The 16,194-nt window shown below is 62.9% G+C and carries 15 protein-coding genes and 1 pseudogene; 9 read left to right on the plus strand and 7 right to left on the minus strand.

Annotated elements, in window-relative coordinates:
- Positions 1 to 532: 532 nt before the first annotated feature.
- The 4 genes from XI06_RS19905 (at position 533) to XI06_RS19920 (ending at position 4,525) form a co-directional block, all read left to right on the plus strand.
- Entirely contained in the window at positions 533 to 1,753 is a 1,221-nt protein-coding gene (locus XI06_RS19905) for an acyltransferase family protein (RefSeq protein ID WP_237866671.1), read from the plus strand.
- A gap of 299 nt (positions 1,754 to 2,052) precedes the next feature.
- Positions 2,053 to 3,054 (plus strand): tryptophan--tRNA ligase, encoded by a 1,002-nt coding sequence (gene trpS, locus XI06_RS19910; protein ID WP_237866669.1) that lies wholly within the window; start codon positions 2,053 to 2,055, stop codon positions 3,052 to 3,054.
- A gap of 80 nt (positions 3,055 to 3,134) precedes the next feature.
- Positions 3,135 to 4,088, plus strand: a complete 954-nt coding sequence (locus tag XI06_RS19915; protein WP_237866429.1) for an alpha/beta hydrolase — start codon at positions 3,135 to 3,137, stop codon at positions 4,086 to 4,088.
- Positions 4,089 to 4,279: 191 nt separating this feature from the next.
- Positions 4,280 to 4,525, plus strand: a complete 246-nt coding sequence (locus XI06_RS19920; protein ID WP_271606243.1) for a hypothetical protein — start codon at positions 4,280 to 4,282, stop codon at positions 4,523 to 4,525.
- Between the two features lie 87 nt (positions 4,526 to 4,612).
- On the opposite strand, the gene XI06_RS19925 is transcribed toward XI06_RS19920, so the two are convergent.
- Positions 4,613 to 5,686: a TauD/TfdA family dioxygenase gene (locus tag XI06_RS19925; protein WP_271606244.1), complete on the minus strand. Its 1,074-nt coding sequence runs from the start codon at positions 5,684 to 5,686 to the stop codon at positions 4,613 to 4,615.
- Between the two features lie 1,098 nt (positions 5,687 to 6,784).
- On the opposite strand from XI06_RS19925, the gene XI06_RS19930 reads away from it, so the two are divergent.
- From XI06_RS19930 to XI06_RS19940, 3 genes are all read left to right on the plus strand, one after another.
- Positions 6,785 to 7,480 (plus strand): helix-turn-helix transcriptional regulator, encoded by a 696-nt coding sequence (locus tag XI06_RS19930; protein WP_271606245.1) that lies wholly within the window; start codon positions 6,785 to 6,787, stop codon positions 7,478 to 7,480.
- Between the two features lie 60 nt (positions 7,481 to 7,540).
- The gene (locus XI06_RS19935; RefSeq protein WP_237866433.1) at positions 7,541 to 7,924 is read left to right on the plus strand and encodes a VOC family protein; all 384 of its coding nucleotides are present in this window, start codon (positions 7,541 to 7,543) and stop codon (positions 7,922 to 7,924) included.
- 145 nt (positions 7,925 to 8,069) lie between these two features.
- Positions 8,070 to 8,636 (plus strand): hypothetical protein, encoded by a 567-nt coding sequence (locus XI06_RS19940; RefSeq protein WP_271606289.1) that lies wholly within the window; start codon positions 8,070 to 8,072, stop codon positions 8,634 to 8,636.
- Between the two features lie 20 nt (positions 8,637 to 8,656).
- Here the strand turns inward: XI06_RS19940 and XI06_RS19945 are convergent.
- Positions 8,657 to 8,794 (minus strand): annotated as a pseudogene (locus tag XI06_RS19945) (sulfite exporter TauE/SafE family protein); the annotation flags it as partial.
- A gap of 68 nt (positions 8,795 to 8,862) precedes the next feature.
- Here XI06_RS19945 and XI06_RS19950 point away from each other — a divergent pair.
- Both XI06_RS19950 and mdoH read left to right on the plus strand, forming a co-directional pair.
- Positions 8,863 to 10,374, plus strand: coding sequence for a glucan biosynthesis protein G (locus XI06_RS19950; protein ID WP_271606285.1), 1,512 nt, complete (start codon positions 8,863 to 8,865; stop codon positions 10,372 to 10,374).
- Positions 10,362 to 12,503, plus strand: coding sequence for a glucans biosynthesis glucosyltransferase MdoH (mdoH, locus tag XI06_RS19955; RefSeq protein ID WP_237866435.1), 2,142 nt, complete (start codon positions 10,362 to 10,364; stop codon positions 12,501 to 12,503). The genes XI06_RS19950 and mdoH overlap by 13 nt, the downstream gene beginning before the upstream one ends.
- 39 nt (positions 12,504 to 12,542) lie before the next feature.
- Here the strand turns inward: mdoH and XI06_RS19960 are convergent, their stop codons facing one another.
- The 5 genes from XI06_RS19960 to XI06_RS19980 are packed head-to-tail and all read right to left on the minus strand — an operon-like array spanning position 12,543 to position 16,110.
- Complete coding sequence (locus XI06_RS19960; RefSeq protein ID WP_271606246.1) at positions 12,543 to 13,310, minus strand: sulfite exporter TauE/SafE family protein; 768 nt, start codon at positions 13,308 to 13,310, stop codon at positions 12,543 to 12,545.
- Positions 13,307 to 14,560 (minus strand): CCA tRNA nucleotidyltransferase, encoded by a 1,254-nt coding sequence (locus XI06_RS19965; RefSeq protein ID WP_271606247.1) that lies wholly within the window; start codon positions 14,558 to 14,560, stop codon positions 13,307 to 13,309. The genes XI06_RS19960 and XI06_RS19965 overlap by 4 nt, the downstream gene beginning before the upstream one ends.
- Positions 14,561 to 14,570: 10 nt before the next feature.
- The gene (locus tag XI06_RS19970; protein ID WP_271606248.1) at positions 14,571 to 14,834 is read right to left on the minus strand and encodes a DUF6111 family protein; all 264 of its coding nucleotides are present in this window, start codon (positions 14,832 to 14,834) and stop codon (positions 14,571 to 14,573) included.
- Positions 14,831 to 15,502 (minus strand): CoA pyrophosphatase, encoded by a 672-nt coding sequence (locus XI06_RS19975; protein ID WP_271606249.1) that lies wholly within the window; start codon positions 15,500 to 15,502, stop codon positions 14,831 to 14,833. Before XI06_RS19975 ends, XI06_RS19970 begins: the two co-directional genes overlap by 4 nt.
- The gene (locus tag XI06_RS19980; RefSeq protein WP_271606250.1) at positions 15,499 to 16,110 is read right to left on the minus strand and encodes a DUF1285 domain-containing protein; all 612 of its coding nucleotides are present in this window, start codon (positions 16,108 to 16,110) and stop codon (positions 15,499 to 15,501) included. Before XI06_RS19980 ends, XI06_RS19975 begins: the two co-directional genes overlap by 4 nt.
- Positions 16,111 to 16,194 lie beyond the last annotated feature (84 nt).

Raw genomic sequence — 16,194 nt, forward strand, 5'->3', positions numbered from 1 at the left:
CGGCATCCATCAGTGCGCACATCGCGCATTGGTGCGCTCCGAACGCCCGCCCAAAAGCCTAATGCACTCTCCTGAACTGTCCTACGTCCGGACACGCAGGTCCAATCCTGTCGCCGTCACGTCTATCATCGAGCCCGACGCCGGCATTAAATCCCCATAGCGCTCGCTGCTTGGCCGGTGCTCAACTTCCCGCGACTTCGTGCCTTGGCGCTTTTTGGACGCCGGTCAGTTCGGCGTGCGGAGCCTCTTTGTCGCCGGCGTCCAAAAACCTGCACATGAGCGGACAACGCGCAGCTTTCCCATGGCTGATCCCGAATTTGATCCGGCGGTAGCCTCGGCGCCACCGTGAGAAACATCACACAGCGCGGAGGCGCGGTACGAAGCGTTCGCCAATATCTGCAAAGAATCCGAGCTTTTCGAACCATCGGCGGAGACAGCGTGACCAACGTCGCAGAGCCCGGTGAAGGGATCCAATATCTGCAACGGGATCGTTTCATGGATCGGAAGCACTCCCGTGAAGAACCATTTTGCATTGCTCGATCCGCTGCGCTTCGCCACCGCTCTCGGCGTCGCCGTTTTTCACCAGATGTTCTGGTCATGGGCCTGGGTTTCGATTGGCGTCCCGGGCTTCGAGCGCTACGTCGCCGCCGATGTCCTCTACCCGTCTGCCGCGCCCTTCACATGGTTCGGCTGGGTGGGCGTCGAAATCTTCTTCGTCATTTCCGGCTTCGTGATCGCCAATTCCGCGTGCAAGTCGTCGCCAGGCGAGTTTTTGCTCGGTCGTGCACTCAGGCTTTATCCGGCGGTTTGGGTTTGTGCCACCGCGACCCTTCTTGTTCTGCTTCTCTTCGGAAGCGGACCGGCATCCGAATTCATCCTGCCCTACATCGACGCCATGCTGATGGTGCCCAAGGGGGTCACAGGGCAGTGGCTTGACGGCGTCTACTGGACGCTGGCTGCCGAGACCGCGTTTTACGGCCTCGTGTACTGCGCGATGCTCACGAAGAAGGTCACGCTGCGGCACCTGGCTTGGGGTCTCACCATCTACAGCGCGATATTCAATGCTGTCGCGTTACTGGTGCTGTCGTGCACGACGCCGTCCGATTTGCCCTACCTCGTCATCCTGATGTTTCGGGTTCCGGCCGCGGCATTCCTGTTGAATCATGGCTGCTTCTTTGCGCTCGGCATCTGGCTGTTCATTTCTTCAAACAGAGAACTGACGAAGCTCGAGCGGGTCGCCGTTGCCGTCGCCTGTCTTTCGGGCGCCGCGGAGATCTACTATTTTGCGTCTTTCTTCCTGACCAGCATTCCCGCCATCGCGGACCAGTCTGCCCTGGTGCCGATCATGGTTTGGGCCGCCGCGGTGCTCCTCATCGCCGTGGCCGCGAACCGGAACAGGCGCGCTGCGGGTGTCGCCTCTCCTGAGGCGCCGGCCTATTGGCGAACGCTCGGACTGATCACCTATCCGCTCTATCTCAGCCACAACGTCGTCGGCACCGCGATCATTCGTGCCCTGGTCGATGCCGGGCTGGATGCCACCACGGCCGTGTGGGTCGAGCTGGGCATTCTTGTCCTGATCTGCTGGTTGATTTGCGCGAAGGTCGAGCCGGTCATCAGAGCTGCGATGACCAGAACGATCACATATTTCGGACAGCTTCCGGCAAGACTGCCGACATCGACGCGCCCGAGGTTTTCCCGGGGGCTGGGCCTTCGGCCGCCCGTGCCGGCAAAGATGATCGCTACGTTGCGATAGAAGATAGAATGCCGGAGCCATCGCGCCTTAGACCAGGCTCAGGACCCATTAGCAATGCGGGCGTAACGACCGCTCCGAGCCCTTTGCCGTCATTCACGCGGCACCATATGTTGACCCGTTTCCGCGCATAGCCTAGAGAAATTTTCATGAAACGCACGATGACCATTGTCAAACTTTGGTGGCTGGCCTGCTGACAGGGCGGCCGGACGTTTCATTGCATCTGGGGCCGCCGCAAGGGCGGCCTTTTTGTTTTGATGATCCCCCCATGCGGTGTCCCCCTCATCTCACAAGGACACCCCATGACCAGACCCGTTATTCTGACCGGCGACCGCACCACCGGCGCGCTGCACATTGGCCACTATGCCGGATCGTTGCGCAACCGTCTGCGGTTTCAAGACACCCACGAGCAGTTCCTGCTCCTGGCCGATACGCAAGCCCTGACCGACAATGCTCATGACCCCGACAAGGTGCGGCGCAGTGTGATGGAGGTGGCGCTGGACTACCTTGCCGTCGGGATCGACCCAGCCAAGACCACGATCTGCCTACAATCCCACCTGCCCGCGCTTGCCGAGCTGTCGATGCTCTATTTGAACTTCGTGACCGTCGCCCGGTTGGAGCGCAATCCCACGATCAAGGATGAGATCCGCAGCCGCGGCTTCGGGCGCGACATCCCGGCAGGCTTCCTGTGCTACCCTGCGGCGCAGGCGGCGGACATTACCGCGTTCAAGGCGACTGTAGTGCCGGTGGGCGAGGATCAGGCGCCGCTGATCGAACAGACCAACGATATCGTGCGCCGTATCAACACCGCCGCCGGACAGGCCATCCTGCTGGAAGCGCAGGCCGTCATTCCACAGGCGGGGCGTCTGCCGGGCGTGGACGGGAAAGCGAAGATGTCGAAATCCGGCGGCAATGCCATCGCTCTTTCGGCCTCGCCGGACGAGATCGCGGCGGCGGTGAAGGCGATGTTCACCGACCCGAACCATCTACGGGTCGAAGATCCCGGACGAGTGGAAGGCAACGTCGTCTTCACCTATCTGGATGCTTTCGATGAAGACCGCGCCGCGCTGGAAGGGCTGAAGGCGCAGTATCGGCGGGGAGGAACAGGCGACAGCAAGATCAAGCGTCGCCTCGACGACATCTTGCAGGCGCTAATCGGGCCGATCCGAGAACGAAGGGCGCAACTGGCCAAAGATCCCGCCTTTGTGCGCGACGTGATCCGCAGCGGTACGGAAAAGGCGCGGAGCCGGACCGAGGCAACGAAGCGGGAAGTTGTCGAAGGCCTCGGGCTGTTCATGTTGTAACCTGACATAGAAGCAGGCCGTCATTGGCTTTGATCAATGAGTCCTGACCCTAGCCTTCTGAACTCGGCGGGACGTATCGGATGAAGGTCACCAGAGAAATGGTGGATGAAGACTTGCGCGGCCGATATGCCTTTGGGCGGATCATCGCAAGCTTCGTTCACACGCGATGGTTCTCTCTGCTCGTGTTCCGCTTCTCTGCGGCGATCTTGCGGGGAAGCAACATCAGGGGACTTGTCAACGAAGAGCGACACATTCCAAGCAGGAATGGCGGGGCGCCTATTCGTGTGAGAATCTATCGGCCAACCGCGGCGATTGGGCCGCTGCCGATCATGCTCTATTTGCACGGTGGCGGTTACGTTCACGGGGTGCCCGAGCAATTCGGCTCGATCCTCAAGGACTTCATCGATACGGAGCCGTGCATCATCGTCGCGCCGGACTATCGAAAGGCCGCTCAATCCCCGTACCCGGCCGCATTCAATGACTGCTACGACACCTTGCTATGGATAAGGGATCATGCGGCCTCCCTCGGCGGAAGGACTGACAAATTCATCGTGTCGGGCCATAGCGCGGGCGGTGGGCTTGCAGCCGCCGTCTCGCTCAAGGCGACCGATACCGGCGACGCAAAAATCGCGTTTCAAATGCCGCTCTATCCAATGATCGATGACCGGCAGAATAGCGCATCTGTTGTTGGAAACGACGCACCCGTTTGGGATGAACGAGCCAACAGGCTGGCGTGGTCGCGCTATCTCGAGGGCGTGAAGACCATTACGCCCTACGCGGCTGCGGCACGCTGCACGGACTATACGAAGGTGCCGCCGACGATCACGTTTGTCGGCAGTCTCGAGCCATTTCGGGATGAAACGAAAATCTACGTCGAGAACCTTCGTCGGGCCAACATTCCGGTTGAGTTCGAAATGTTCGACGGCGCGTATCACGGTTTTGATATGATGGTGCCAGACGCTCCGATCAGCAAGCGCGCACATCGGTTCTTGATGGAAAACTTCCGGAAGTTTGCTCAGCGGTATTTCAATTAGACTTCAAAACGGTGGAGCGATGCTGCGTGGACAGACATCGCTTGAGGTCGCCAGGCAACATTTGCCAAATCGCACGACTGCTCACGCGGCCCCGCGATGCCGGGAATGTGACCCGTCGTAACGCCGTGATCCGTTGGGGCTTTGCGGTCGAAGGCTAATTAAGGGAGGCGAAGGCGTCTGGAGGAAAAGCGATGCGTTCCATTCTGGCTTTGAGCCTTTTGATCGCCCTGTGCGGCGTTGCCAACGCCGCGCCGGTGCACCATCCCCACCGCCATCCGGTTCGCGCTTCGAGCTATGCCTACGTGCCACCTCGGGAGACGCTCCGGGACCGGCCCGGCACGGCGGACTGCAACAAGCCTGAACCGTATTTCGGCGCTTGTCAGGGTTATGCGCCTGGCGAGAAGGAGCGCTTCCTCCAGAGCGTATTCAGCCCGTGAACGCTCGAAGCGGGGTAATCACGTCCATTTCGCTGGCGACCCCATTGGGACGAATGCCGTCGCGCGACGCACTTCTGACTTCGGCCCTCAATCCAGCGGAACGTTCAGACTTGTCCCTTTGACGATGATGCCGCCGCGGTTGCCGATCTCGATCGAGCCGTAGCGCTGCCTGAAGCAATCGGGCAGCGGCCGGTCGCCTTCCATGCTGAGCCACAGCCGCAACAGATGACGTTTCTGGCTGACCTCAGGCCAGTCGCGGAATCCGGTCCGATCGTGCAGCAGGGCATGATTGTAGACGAACTGCATGTCTCCCGGCTGCAGCCGCATGCCGAAATGCAGATCGGGATGGTTTGCAAGCGCGTCGAACAGATCGAGCGCCTCGACGTGATCAGGCGTCAGCCTCATCGCATCGGGAAAGCGCTGCGCACTGTCGATGTACTGGCGCTGGTAGAACCCGGTCAGGAATCCCGCGTGCCAGTTCAGCACCGGGATTTCGAGATATGGCTTTTCGTTCTCCGGCACCTCGCCGCGCCTGTCAGTCGCGATTCCGTCGAACAAGAGAGCAACAAGGTCGGGGCGTCTGGCAAACATCTCGTTGTAGATCGTCGACGTGCTGACAAGGAGAGAGTCCCCTCCCTCCATCGCCTCGCGGATGCATAGCAGCCCAACCACGTCGGACGAGTCGGTATGGAATGTTTGCCGTTCCGACGTCTGATAAATCCTGACGTTCGGATCCTTCGCGTCGGCACCGACGTCGCGGACATGACCGAGAATGTGGCCCGCTGCGTTCTGCGAACGCGCCGATCCCAAATGCGCACCCACCCCGCAGAAGATGGTCGCAGCAAACTCCTGGCTGTACTTCTCAACCGGCAGCCCGCGGATGACTTCGAAGCCGAGGCCAGTGAGCAGCGTTGTCTTGAGCTGTTCCAGGTGCGCGCCGAGTTGAGGCAACGGAAAGCTCTCCTTCGTGATCTCGGCGATCTTCCTGCTCCGCCCCAGATAGGATTCAGCCGCGTTCTCGAGCTCGGCGATCTCGCCGGCGTTGAGCGATACCAACCAACGACCGGGATTGGCCTTCATCTCGGCGCCCAGCCAGGCGGAGGGGATGTCGATCTTCCCCGGAGGGCGATTGATCGCGCGGGGTGCAGAGACATCGTTCATATGATTGGTTCCTGGGAAGTGTGGTCGTCAGACCGGGCGTCGAACAAGCGACGGTATTGTGCCGACCGCTTGTTTGCAACTTGGCGAGACCAGATGGCCGGACCTCGGTCATCATCGCAAGTCTCGCTACAGCCGCGAGCGCAGTCACCGCGATGCACCCGATGTGCGCTTCTCAACAATGCACCGGTGGACATCACTCGGTGTCACAAAAGGCCGAAAGCCGGCATTGCAATGGCGCGAGCGGAGCGACGATCTATCGGCCACCCATGTTGATTGCGCAGAAGCTTCTGCGTCCTCCGAATTGCCGCGTATCAGAATATTGTGATACAACCCTAAGTGTCGGGACGGCTGTTCCGTCCCCGATTTGGGAGGCACCTCATGAGATTCTCGTTAGGCTTCGCCGTGCCGTCAGTCGTCGCGACCTTGTCAACTGTCTTGCTGTGCAGCAGCGCGGCAATGTCGCAACCCACACCGAACTCCTCGCTTCCCGCCGTCTCGGTCGAAGCACCGAAGGCAAGACAAACCGTTGTGCCGAGGCCGGGGCCAACGACCGCGACATCCCATCACCGGACATCTGGCTCATCGACGGCTCAGAATCCGGCGTTCGCGCCGGGTACACCATTGGCAAGGCTTGCCAAGCTGGAGCGATCCGCCAGCAGCTGCAACGGTGGTTGCGAAACCAGCTATCGAGTCGGCAACGCCCCGTGGGTCGGATGCAGCTTCAGCAGCGGCTCTGAGCCGTTTACCTCTCATTTCTCGCCAACGTGCCGAGACACGCTGACCTACAATACCTACGCGCAGTGCGTCGAGACCAAGTCCTTCCTCGGCGCATCGCCCCGAGAGACCAGGTGGCTTTGCACCAGCCTGCTGGCCGGAGGCAAGCTGGCCGGCGAAAGGCAAGTCGCCGAAAGCCGCCGCTAGTCCACACCCGCAATCGGGAGCGCCGCCCGGAATGCCGGGCGGCCGCTTCTGGTCTGCCCCGCCGCGATCCCGTCAGCTGATATTGGCCGCAGCCCTCGGCGGCGTCACGGACGACGCCCAGCCGAGCTGGACGTCGATGCTGACAGAATCTGGCAGTAGCGCGTGATATCAGCCGGCATGTCGCGCGCTCAACGCCTTCTTGATGTGATCCAGCTCCTGGGCAGGCATCGTCGGCCGGTCGCGGCATGCCGGCTGGCCGAGGAACTGGGTGTCTCTCTCCGGACGATCTATCGGGACATCGAGACGCTGAAGGGCCAAGGCGCCCACATCGATGGCGAGGCCGGCATCGGCTATGTGCTGCGGCCGGGATTCATGTTGCCGCCGCTGATGTTCTCGGAAGAGGAGATCGAGGCGCTGGTGCTGGGCGGCCGGTGGGTTGCCGCACAGCCGGATGAGCCGCTCGGAAAGGCAGCCAAGAACGCGCTTGCGAAGATCGCCGCCGTATTGCCGGACGATCTGCAGCGGAGCCTGGAAACGTCAGGCCTGATGGTCGCTCGCCGCGATCCGGCGGCAGGCGACGCCGAATTGCCGATCATTCGCGCCGCCATCCGCACGGAGCGCAAATTGCGCATCGTCTACAGCGACGAACGGGACAACCGCACCAGCCGCACGATCTGGCCGATCGCGCTCGGATTCTTCGATCGGGTACGCATGGTGGCGGCCTGGTGCGAGAGCCGCGGCGACTACCGCCATTTCCGCACCGACCGGATCCTGTCGATCACGCTCACGGAGCGCCGCTACAAGCGACGCCGCACCGATTTGCTGCGGGAGTGGCGGCAGCGGGACAGCATTGGCGAGCAGCAACCATGCTGACAGAAACTGGCAGCACCTTCCTGTAAGCGTCGGCCATCGCCAGCTGAACAGGAGATGCAAATGGCCGACTTCAATCTCGTGGTGCTCTATGTCAACGATGCGCAAGCGAGCTCCACTTTCTATCAGACCCTGCTGGGGTGCCCCGTCGCGCAATCATCCCCCAAATTCGTGGTTCTTCCGCTCGGGAGCGGCGTCATGCTGGGCCTGTGGCAGCGGGACGCGGTCGTGCCGCCTTCCGCTTCGGAGGCCGGCTGCAACGAGATCTGCTCCAGCGAGATCTCCTGGGCGGTCGCGAACGCGGAGGCGGTGCGCGCGACCCACGACACATGGCTGACCCGCGGGGTGCGGATTGCGCAGCCTCCGACCGCCATGCCCTTCGGCGACACCTTCGTTGCGCTCGATCCCGACGGCCATCGCCTGCGCGTGCTGGCGACCGCCGCTTAAGGGCTGCACTGCTTCGCGTGAGAGGCTGAGCGAGGCACTGCCGCGCCCAGCCTCTCTGTAGCAGCGCCTCGGCGGGGACCCCCTATGCATGCCGATCGCCGAAGCACCAATTGCGCGGAGCGAAAAGGCTGACTAGGAAATTCGGATGAATTCCGAATCGACCCCCAGTTGGCCAGTCGTGGAGCCACCGCCCTTCCTTCCCGCGCCCCGTCGCCGGTGGCCGCTTGCGCTCGTCATTGCCGTAGTCCTTGCGCTCGCGGGGGCAGCGGCCGGTTATGTCTGGCTGAACGGGGGATTGTTCCTTCCCTCGGCGGGACGCGAGGCCGCGGATGCCGAGACCAGCGCCAATGACAAAGCTGTCATGACGGACCTGCTCGCCACGCAGCAAAAGACGGCTGACGATTTGGCCGCCATCGAAAAGGCCGTCGCCGATCAGCAAGAGCAGCTGAAGGCGATCGTCAATCAGCTTGCCAACCTGAGTTCGAAGATCGACGCGCTGAAGAGCCAGGCCCCGCAGCCAGCGGCCGCGCCGTTCCCGTCGCCGGGGCCTGTTACGTCGATGCCGCCAGCTGCAGCGCCCGCTGTCGCACCGGCTGCAGCAGCGCGCGTCGTCCCACGGCCAAAGAAGCCGCCGCGTGTCGCGACCCCGACGGGTCCGATCTCGGTCGGCGGAGCGCCGCTGAACGTTGCGCCCGATACGCCCGCGCGCTGACTGAGCAAGCCCATCTCAGCGATCAGCTGCTTCGCCGCCGCCGAGATCATCACCAGGCCGCCGGTGATCACCGCGACGTCGAGGATGGCTGCGTGGATGTGCACCGGCATCCGCTCGACCAAAGCCTTTGCCAGGAACGCGCCGGGGAGGCGGAGAGCCGCAGAACGAGGAATGGAACTCCGGGGAAATTGAGCCGTTTGCACTTGTTCCGAACCAGGAGACCAGTGTGAACCGCCGACAACTTCTTCGCGGATCGGCTGCAGTTTCAGCTGCAGCCATACTGCCGCGGGCCGCACACGCTCAGCCCAGCGCCGCCCCGCCCTTCAGCCCATCCTATGTGCGCGAGCTGGCGCGCGCGCTTGCGGCCAAGCCGTTCGCGGCTCCGGACGAGAAGCTGCCGGATGCACTGAAGAATCTCAACTACGACCAATACCGGTCTATTCGTTTCGCGCCCGAAAAGGCGCTATGGCGCGCAGAAAAGCTGCCATTCGAAGTTCAATTTTTCCACCGCGGCTTCTTCTACAAGAACAGGGTCGACATCTTTCAGGTGGTGGACAGGAGCGTCACACCGGTCTCGTACCGGCGCGATGACTTTTCGTTCGGCGAGGGCCTCGGACAATGGCCGGATGCGGACCTTGGATTCGCCGGCTTCCGCATCCACGCCCCGATCAACAAACCGGATTATTACGACGAACTCTGCGTATTCCTCGGCGCAAGCTACTTCCGGGCCGTTGCGAAAGGACAGACCTATGGTCTGTCGGCGCGGGGGCTCGCGATCGATACCGGCGAAAGCAAAGGCGAAGAGTTCCCGGTGTTCAAGGCCTTCTGGCTGGAGAAGCCGGCGCTGAATGCCTCCTCGATGGTGGTCCACGCGCTGCTCGACAGCAAGAGCGCGGCCGCAAGCTACCGTTTCACCATTCGGCCCGGCCAAACCACGGTTTTCGACGTCGAGATGGCGATCTATCCGCGGGTCGACCTCGAGCACGCCGGGCTCGGGCCGATGACCAGCATGTTCTTCTTCGGTCCGAACGATCGAAAGGATTTCGACGATTTCCGCCCCGCCGTTCACGACTCGGATGGACTTTCGATCTTCAACGGCAGAGGTGAACAACTCTGGCGACCGCTCAACAATCCGCACGATCTGCAGGTCAGCAGTTTTGCCGACGTCAATCCGGGCGGCTTCGGCCTCATGCAGCGGGAAAGGAATTATCTCGCTTATCAGGATCTGGAATCCAGTTTCGAAACGCGCCCGAGCCTCTGGTTCGAACCGATCGGCGATTGGGGCGAAGGGGCGGTAAAACTGTTCGAGATTCCGACCAAGGAGGAAGTCCACGACAATATCGCCGCGCTCTGGCAGCCGAAGCAGCCCCTGACGGCAAAGAGCGAACACATCTTTACCTATCGACTGCACTGGGGCACGGACGCGCCGAAGGCCGACGCGCTCGCACGATTTACCAGAACGGGAATCGGCAGTCGGGGAGATGACAGCAAGCTGTTCGTCCTGGAACTGATGGGCGACCGCCTCAAAGGCGTTGATCCCAAGGCCATCAAAGGGGTGGTGACCGCTGAAAAAGCCGACATCAGCAACATCGTCACGCAACCAAATCCCGTGACCGGCGGATGGCGCCTGAGCTTCCAATGTTCGGTCAAGGGGCAGGCGTCGATCGAGCTTCGTGCCTTCCTGGCGCAGAATGATGCACCGGTCTCCGAAGTATGGATCTATCGATGGACGCCCTGAAGCAATCGCAGGCGCCGCTGCGAAGCGCGCCCGCCCGCCCGTTCTTGCCGCAGGAACGCCCGCTCTCGATGCTGCCGTGTCGGCTCGACCGCGCGGCTGAAGTCAGGCAATCGCCGGTCCATAGCGGGGCCACGTTGATCGTTCGCCGTCTTTTCATCTTCGTCGGGACGGCCCTGCTGACGCTTGCAGGCGGCTACGGCATGTACGACGTGGTGAAGGTCGGCGGTGTGACATTTCTCGAGGCGCTGCTGCTTGGTCTGTTCCTCGTGCTGCTCGCCTGGGTCGCATTCTCCTTTATGTCCGCCCTCGCCGGATTTTTCGTGCTGCTGACGCGCCGGCAGCCCAATCTGCCGATCGACACGACAGGCCCGCTGCCTCACGTCACCTCGCGCACCGCGATGCTGCTGCCGACCTATAACGAGGATCCGCATCATGTCATGGCGCGGCTGCGCGCGATGTACGAATCCATCGACGCGACCGGATATGGCGAAAAATTCGATTGGTTCTTGCTGAGCGATACGACCGACCCGGACATCTGGATCAGCGAAGAGATGGCCTTCATCGAGCTACGCCGCGCCTGCGGCGGAGATCGGCTGTACTACCGGCGCCGCTCCGACAATACCGCGCGGAAGTCCGGCAACATCGCCGACTGGGTCACCAGGTTTGGCGCGGCCTATGATCACATGGTCGTCCTCGATGCGGACAGCCTGATGGAGGGTGATACGATCGTTCGCCTCGTCCACGCAATGGAACGCAACCCCTCTTGCGCGCTGATCCAGACACAGCCGGTCATCGTCAACGCCCGTACCCTGTTTAGCAGGCTGCAGCAATTTGCTGGGCGCGTATACGGCCCCCTCATCACGGCGGGCAATGCCTGGTGGCACGATGGCGACGGCAACTATTGGGGCCACAACGCCATCATCCGGCTCGAGGCCTTCGCTGCGGAGGCCGGACTGCCCGAACTGCGCGGTCGCAAACCTTTCGGCGGACACATCCTCAGCCATGATTTCGTCGAGGCCGCGTTGATGCACCGCGCCGGCTGGGCGATCTACATGGTCCCAGCCGTTCGCGGCAGCTTCGAAGAGGTCCCACCGTCGCTGCTGGACTTTGCGGGGAGAGATCGTCGCTGGTGCCAGGGTAACCTCCAGCATCTGGCGGTCCTGCCCACGCGCGGGCTGCACTGGGTCTCGAGGCTACATCTGCTCACCGGCATCGGATCCTACGTGACGGCGCCACTTTGGCTTCTGTTCCTGTTGGTCGGTCTGCTCATTTCGCTGCAGGCGCACTTCATCCGGCCGGAATACTTTCCGAAGGGCTTCAGTTTGTTTCCCACCTGGCCGCAACAGGACCCGGTGCTTGCGGCCTGGGTCTTTGCCGCGACAATGGGACTTCTGATCCTGCCGAAGCTGCTGGCTTATCTTGTGCTGATCAGCAATCGTGACGAGCGGGCCGGATTTGCAGGAAGCTTCCGTGTTCTGGCGGGAGTCGTTTGCGAGACATTTGTGGCGGCATTGCTTGCTCCCTGCATGATGATCCTCCAGACCAAGGCCGTCATGGAAATTCTCGCTGGTCGAGACGCGGGCTGGCAGGTGCAACGCCGAAGCGATGGACAGCTCGCCCGCGGTGAAGTCTATCGAAAGCTCGCCGGGCCTGCACTCTGCGGCTTGGTCCTGTCGCTGTGCGCCTATGCCGTCTCTTTGCCGCTGCTGCTCTGGATGTCGCCCGTGGTGCTGGGTCTGCTGCTTTCAATCCCGCTCGGGATCATGACGTCTTCGCGATTGAGCTCGCCCGGAGTCTTTGCCACGCCGGAGACCAACTATCCGCCTGCCGTGGTGCTCCGTGCGAACGAGCTTGCCGCATCCGAGCCCGCCGAAATGGCCGGAGCTCTGCAACAGCTCAAGCTTGACCCAAAGTTACTGGGCGAGCATTTGGACTCGCTTTCGCTTGCCAGCCCCCGCAGGTTCGGCCCCATCAACGTGCCGCTTGCGACTGCAACCGCCAAGGTCGAGGAATGCAAAAGCCTGGAGGACGCCGCGACATGGCTCGACAAGCGAGAACTACTCGCTGTTCTTGGCCATCCCACGCTGCTCAAGACAGTTCTTGAGATGCCCCCGGGCAAGCAAGATTAGCGATCCAAGCGCGAATGCCACCCAAGCCGCTATTGTCTGTCAGATCAGCTGCTTCGCCGCTGCCGAGATCATCACCAGCCCGCCGGTGATCACCGCGACGTCGAGGATCGCGGTGTGGATGTGCACCGGCATCCGCTCGACAAACGCTTTTGCCAGGAACGCGCCGGGGATGGCGATGCCGCCGATCAGCAGCGCGAAAGCGAGCACTTGCGCGGTGACGGCGCCGGCGAGGCCGAACACGGAGATCTTGATGAGGCCGGTGCCGAGCGAGATCATCGCGTCGGTCGCGATCACGGCGGCGCCTTCGAGGCCCGCGGCCATCAGCAGCGAGAGCAGGATCACGCCGGAGCCCGACGTGCCGCCGACCAGGACGCCGTAGCCGACCGATCCTGTCGCGAGGCCCGCATCTCCAATCTTGACCTGACGGCAGCGGAGCACGCGGCGCAGCGGCACGCTCAGGATCAGCATGGTGCCGATCACGATCGCGGCGCCGGCGTTGGTGAGGCGGGTGTAGCCGTAGGCGCCGAGCGCGGTCGTCACCGCCGCGCAGGCCAGCACGATCGCTGCACGGCGGCGATCGGCGTAACGGAGATAGGCAATTGCGCGGCTGGAATTGGTGAAGAGCGCCGAGATCGCGATGATCGGCACCACGGGCTCGGCGCCGACCAGGGGCACCAGCACCAGGGGCATCAGGGCGCCGGTGCCGTAGCCGGCGAGACCACCGATGATCGAAGCAAACAACGCCATCATCGCGACCAGCAGCAGCTGGAAAATCGAGATGTCGGCGAAGCCTGAGACGATGGTCAATTTTTCTCGCGAGTGGCGCGTGCTGTGGCTTGATCGGCGATGGCAGCGAGTGCGGCTTCCTCTAGTGGAAAATCCGCCGCAAGCCAAGCGTCCTCGGCGAGTGTCAACACGTGTCCGAGCGCAGGTCCTTCCGCCATGCCGCGCGCGATGAAGTCGACGGCCTTCAGCGGGAATTTCGGCGCGGTCCAGCGCTGCGGCAGCTCGGCGAGCTCGCGCCAGCGCGACGAATTCGCGTCAGCGCCGCTGCGCGCCCAGGCCAGCAACACGCGATCGTGATAGCGCTCGGGCCCCAGCCGGTAGAGCAGCCGCCGTGCACGCGCCTCGTCCATGGCGGCGAAGCGCCACCAACGATGGCCCATCGAATCAAGCGCCTTGGCTTCCGCGTTGGAGAGCCGGAGGCGCGTCGCAACACGCTTGGCGTCTTCAGTGACGGCGACGGAGAGCGCAGCGAGACGGCGCGTGCTGCTGGCCGTCAGGTCAAGCGTACCCTCGATGGCGATCATCGCTACCAGCGGCCCGGCATAGGCAACGCCGCCGATCATCGCCTGCAGCAGGCCAGCCTCGACCATCGCAAGCGCTGCGGCGGATGCGCCTTGCGCCACCAGCAATTTCAGCATTTCCATGCGCACCCGCTCGGCCGAGAGCGTGGCAAGGCCTGCGCGCCCACGGATGCAGGCGAGAGTGCCGTCGCGGTCGGGCTCGCCGGCGCCGAAGGCGGCGTGGATGCGGAAGAAGCGCAGGATGCGCAAATAATCCTCGGCGATGCGCTGGTCCGGCGCGCCGATGAAGCGAACGCGGCGCGCTTTCGCATCCGCGATGCCGCCAACATAGTCGTAGACGACGCCGCCGGCGTCGACCGACAGGCCGTTCATGGTGAAGTCGCGCCGCTCGGCGTCCTTCACCCAGTCGCGGCCGAAGGCAACCTTGGCCTTGCGGCCGAAGGTCTCGGTATCCTCGCGCAGCGTCGTAACTTCATAGGGCGCGCCGTCGATGACCAGCGTGACGGTGCCGTGGTCGATGCCGGTCGGCACACATTTGATGCCGGCAGCTTTCGCCCGCCGCACCACCTCCTCCGGCAGCGCCGTGGTGGCGATATCCATATCGCCCGGCGGCAGGCCGAGCAGCGCGTTGCGGACGGTGCCGCCGACCACGCGCGCCTCTTCGCCGTCAGCGTTGAGCAGTTGCAGGACGCGCGCGGTCCCGCCTGCAGTCAGCCAGGGCGCACCAGCAAGGATCGGCTCCGCGCTCATCGTCCGGCCCTTATCTTTCGGTGCCCGGCACGAGCCTGCCGTTCTCGACATGGGCGGGAATGTAGGTCGAGTTCGGCGCGGCGCCGGAGAAATGCGCAAGGCCAATCAGCCCGGCGATGACGAGCACGAGCGCCACCAGGATGAGGCGCGCGACGACGGTGATCGGCCAGGACGATTGCACGAACAGGCCGGACCTCGTGGCGGCCAGAAACAGCGCATAGACGGCAAAGGGAATGAGGAAGATTCCGATCTCGGTCAGAACCGGCCGGATCATGACGAATAGATCCGCTCATACAGCACACGCAGCATTCCGGCCGTGGCGCCCCAGATGTAGCGCTCCGCAAACGGCATCGCATAGTAAAACCGCTCCATGCCGCGGAATTCCTTGCTGTGGACCTGGTGATTGTCGGGATTCATCAGGAAGGATAGCGGCACTTCGAATGCGTCATCAACCTCGGAATGGTTGATCGTCAGTTGAAAACCGGGGCGCACCCTGGCGACCGTCGGCAGGATGCGGAAGCCGAACGCTGTGCCGTAGAGATCGAGATAGCCGATCGGGTCGACGAAATCCCTGCTCAACCCGACCTCCTCCTCGGCCTCGCGCAGCGCGGCATCGAGCGGGGAGGAATCGATCGCATCGATCTTGCCGCCGGGAAAGGCGATCTGGCCGGCGTGGTCGTTGAGATGCGCCGAGCGCTGCGTCAGGAGGATGGTCGGCTCGGGATGGTCGACCACCGCGATCAGCACCGCTGCGGGCCGCACCGGCTGCTCGCGCGCGACGATCTCCAGCATCTTGTCGGTGCCGGGATCGCCGGAAGCCGGGATGATGTTCGGATCGAACAGGCCGCGCGGCACGTCGAAGCTGAGCTTCGCCTTGGAGCGGGCGAAGAAATCCGGCGCGCGGAACGCGACTTGCCCGTTCTTCGCAATAGGCTTGTTCAAAGCGCGGCCCTCACCTGCTCCGCGTCGGCCATGGCGAAGAACTCGCCGGCCGACTCGACGCCAAACATCGGCTGGCCATCGACCATCCGCTCCTCGCCCATGTCAACCAGATCGTAATAGAGCGCGCGTGTGACCTTGGCCCAGAGATCGGCGCGGACATGCAAGTAAGGCGTCAGGCCGCCGTCGGCCGCCTGCTCGAAGCGCAGCCGGTGCGCGGCATCGCAGATGACCCAATCGTCGACATTGGTGCGGAAGCTCAGCACGCGATGGTTGTCCTCGTCGCGCTTCAGCATCTCGACCGCCATGAACGGCGCGTCGTCGACGACGATGCCGACCTTCTCCACGGGCGTGACGAGGAAATGCTTGTCGCCCTCCCGCTTCAAGATGGTGGAGAACAGGCGAACCAGCGCGTGACGGCCGATTGGCGTACCCATGTAGAACCAAGTACCATCGGAAGCGATTCGGATGTCGAGATCGCCGCAAAACGGCGGATTCCACAGATGCACCGGAGGCAGGCCCTTTTTGGCGCCTTCGGCATTGGCAGCACTTTTGGCGGCGGCAGTCAGCCCCTCAAGACCGCGATCGGCGCTCTGCCCTTGGTTCGCCATGGTTTGCCCTGACTTTGTCCGTTGGCACGATTGGTGCAGGTCTACGTTGTACGTAAGTCTACGGTTCCACCCCGGGTTCGTCCG

This window comes from Bradyrhizobium sp. CCBAU 11434 (assembly GCF_028128895.1).
In the GTDB taxonomy this organism is placed as follows: Bacteria; Pseudomonadota; Alphaproteobacteria; order Rhizobiales; family Xanthobacteraceae; genus Bradyrhizobium; species Bradyrhizobium zhengyangense.

Excerpts from the sequence above, each read along its gene's own strand:
- trpS (WP_237866669.1), top strand. The coding sequence starts at position 2,053 with ATGACCAGACCCGTTATTCTGACCGGCGACCGCACCACCGGCGCGCTG.
- XI06_RS19915 (WP_237866429.1), top strand. The coding sequence starts at position 3,135 with ATGAAGGTCACCAGAGAAATGGTGGATGAAGACTTGCGCGGCCGATAT.
- XI06_RS19920 (WP_271606243.1), top strand. The coding sequence starts at position 4,280 with ATGCGTTCCATTCTGGCTTTGAGCCTTTTGATCGCCCTGTGCGGCGTT.
- XI06_RS19925 (WP_271606244.1), bottom strand. The coding sequence starts at position 5,686 with ATGAACGATGTCTCTGCACCCCGCGCGATCAATCGCCCTCCGGGGAAG.
- XI06_RS19930 (WP_271606245.1), top strand. The coding sequence starts at position 6,785 with ATGTCGCGCGCTCAACGCCTTCTTGATGTGATCCAGCTCCTGGGCAGG.
- XI06_RS19935 (WP_237866433.1), top strand. The coding sequence starts at position 7,541 with ATGGCCGACTTCAATCTCGTGGTGCTCTATGTCAACGATGCGCAAGCG.
- XI06_RS19940 (WP_271606289.1), top strand. The coding sequence starts at position 8,070 with ATGAATTCCGAATCGACCCCCAGTTGGCCAGTCGTGGAGCCACCGCCC.
- mdoH (WP_237866435.1), top strand. The coding sequence starts at position 10,362 with ATGGACGCCCTGAAGCAATCGCAGGCGCCGCTGCGAAGCGCGCCCGCC.
- XI06_RS19965 (WP_271606247.1), bottom strand. The coding sequence starts at position 14,560 with ATGAGCGCGGAGCCGATCCTTGCTGGTGCGCCCTGGCTGACTGCAGGC.
- XI06_RS19970 (WP_271606248.1), bottom strand. The coding sequence starts at position 14,834 with ATGATCCGGCCGGTTCTGACCGAGATCGGAATCTTCCTCATTCCCTTT.
- XI06_RS19980 (WP_271606250.1), bottom strand. The coding sequence starts at position 16,110 with ATGGCGAACCAAGGGCAGAGCGCCGATCGCGGTCTTGAGGGGCTGACT.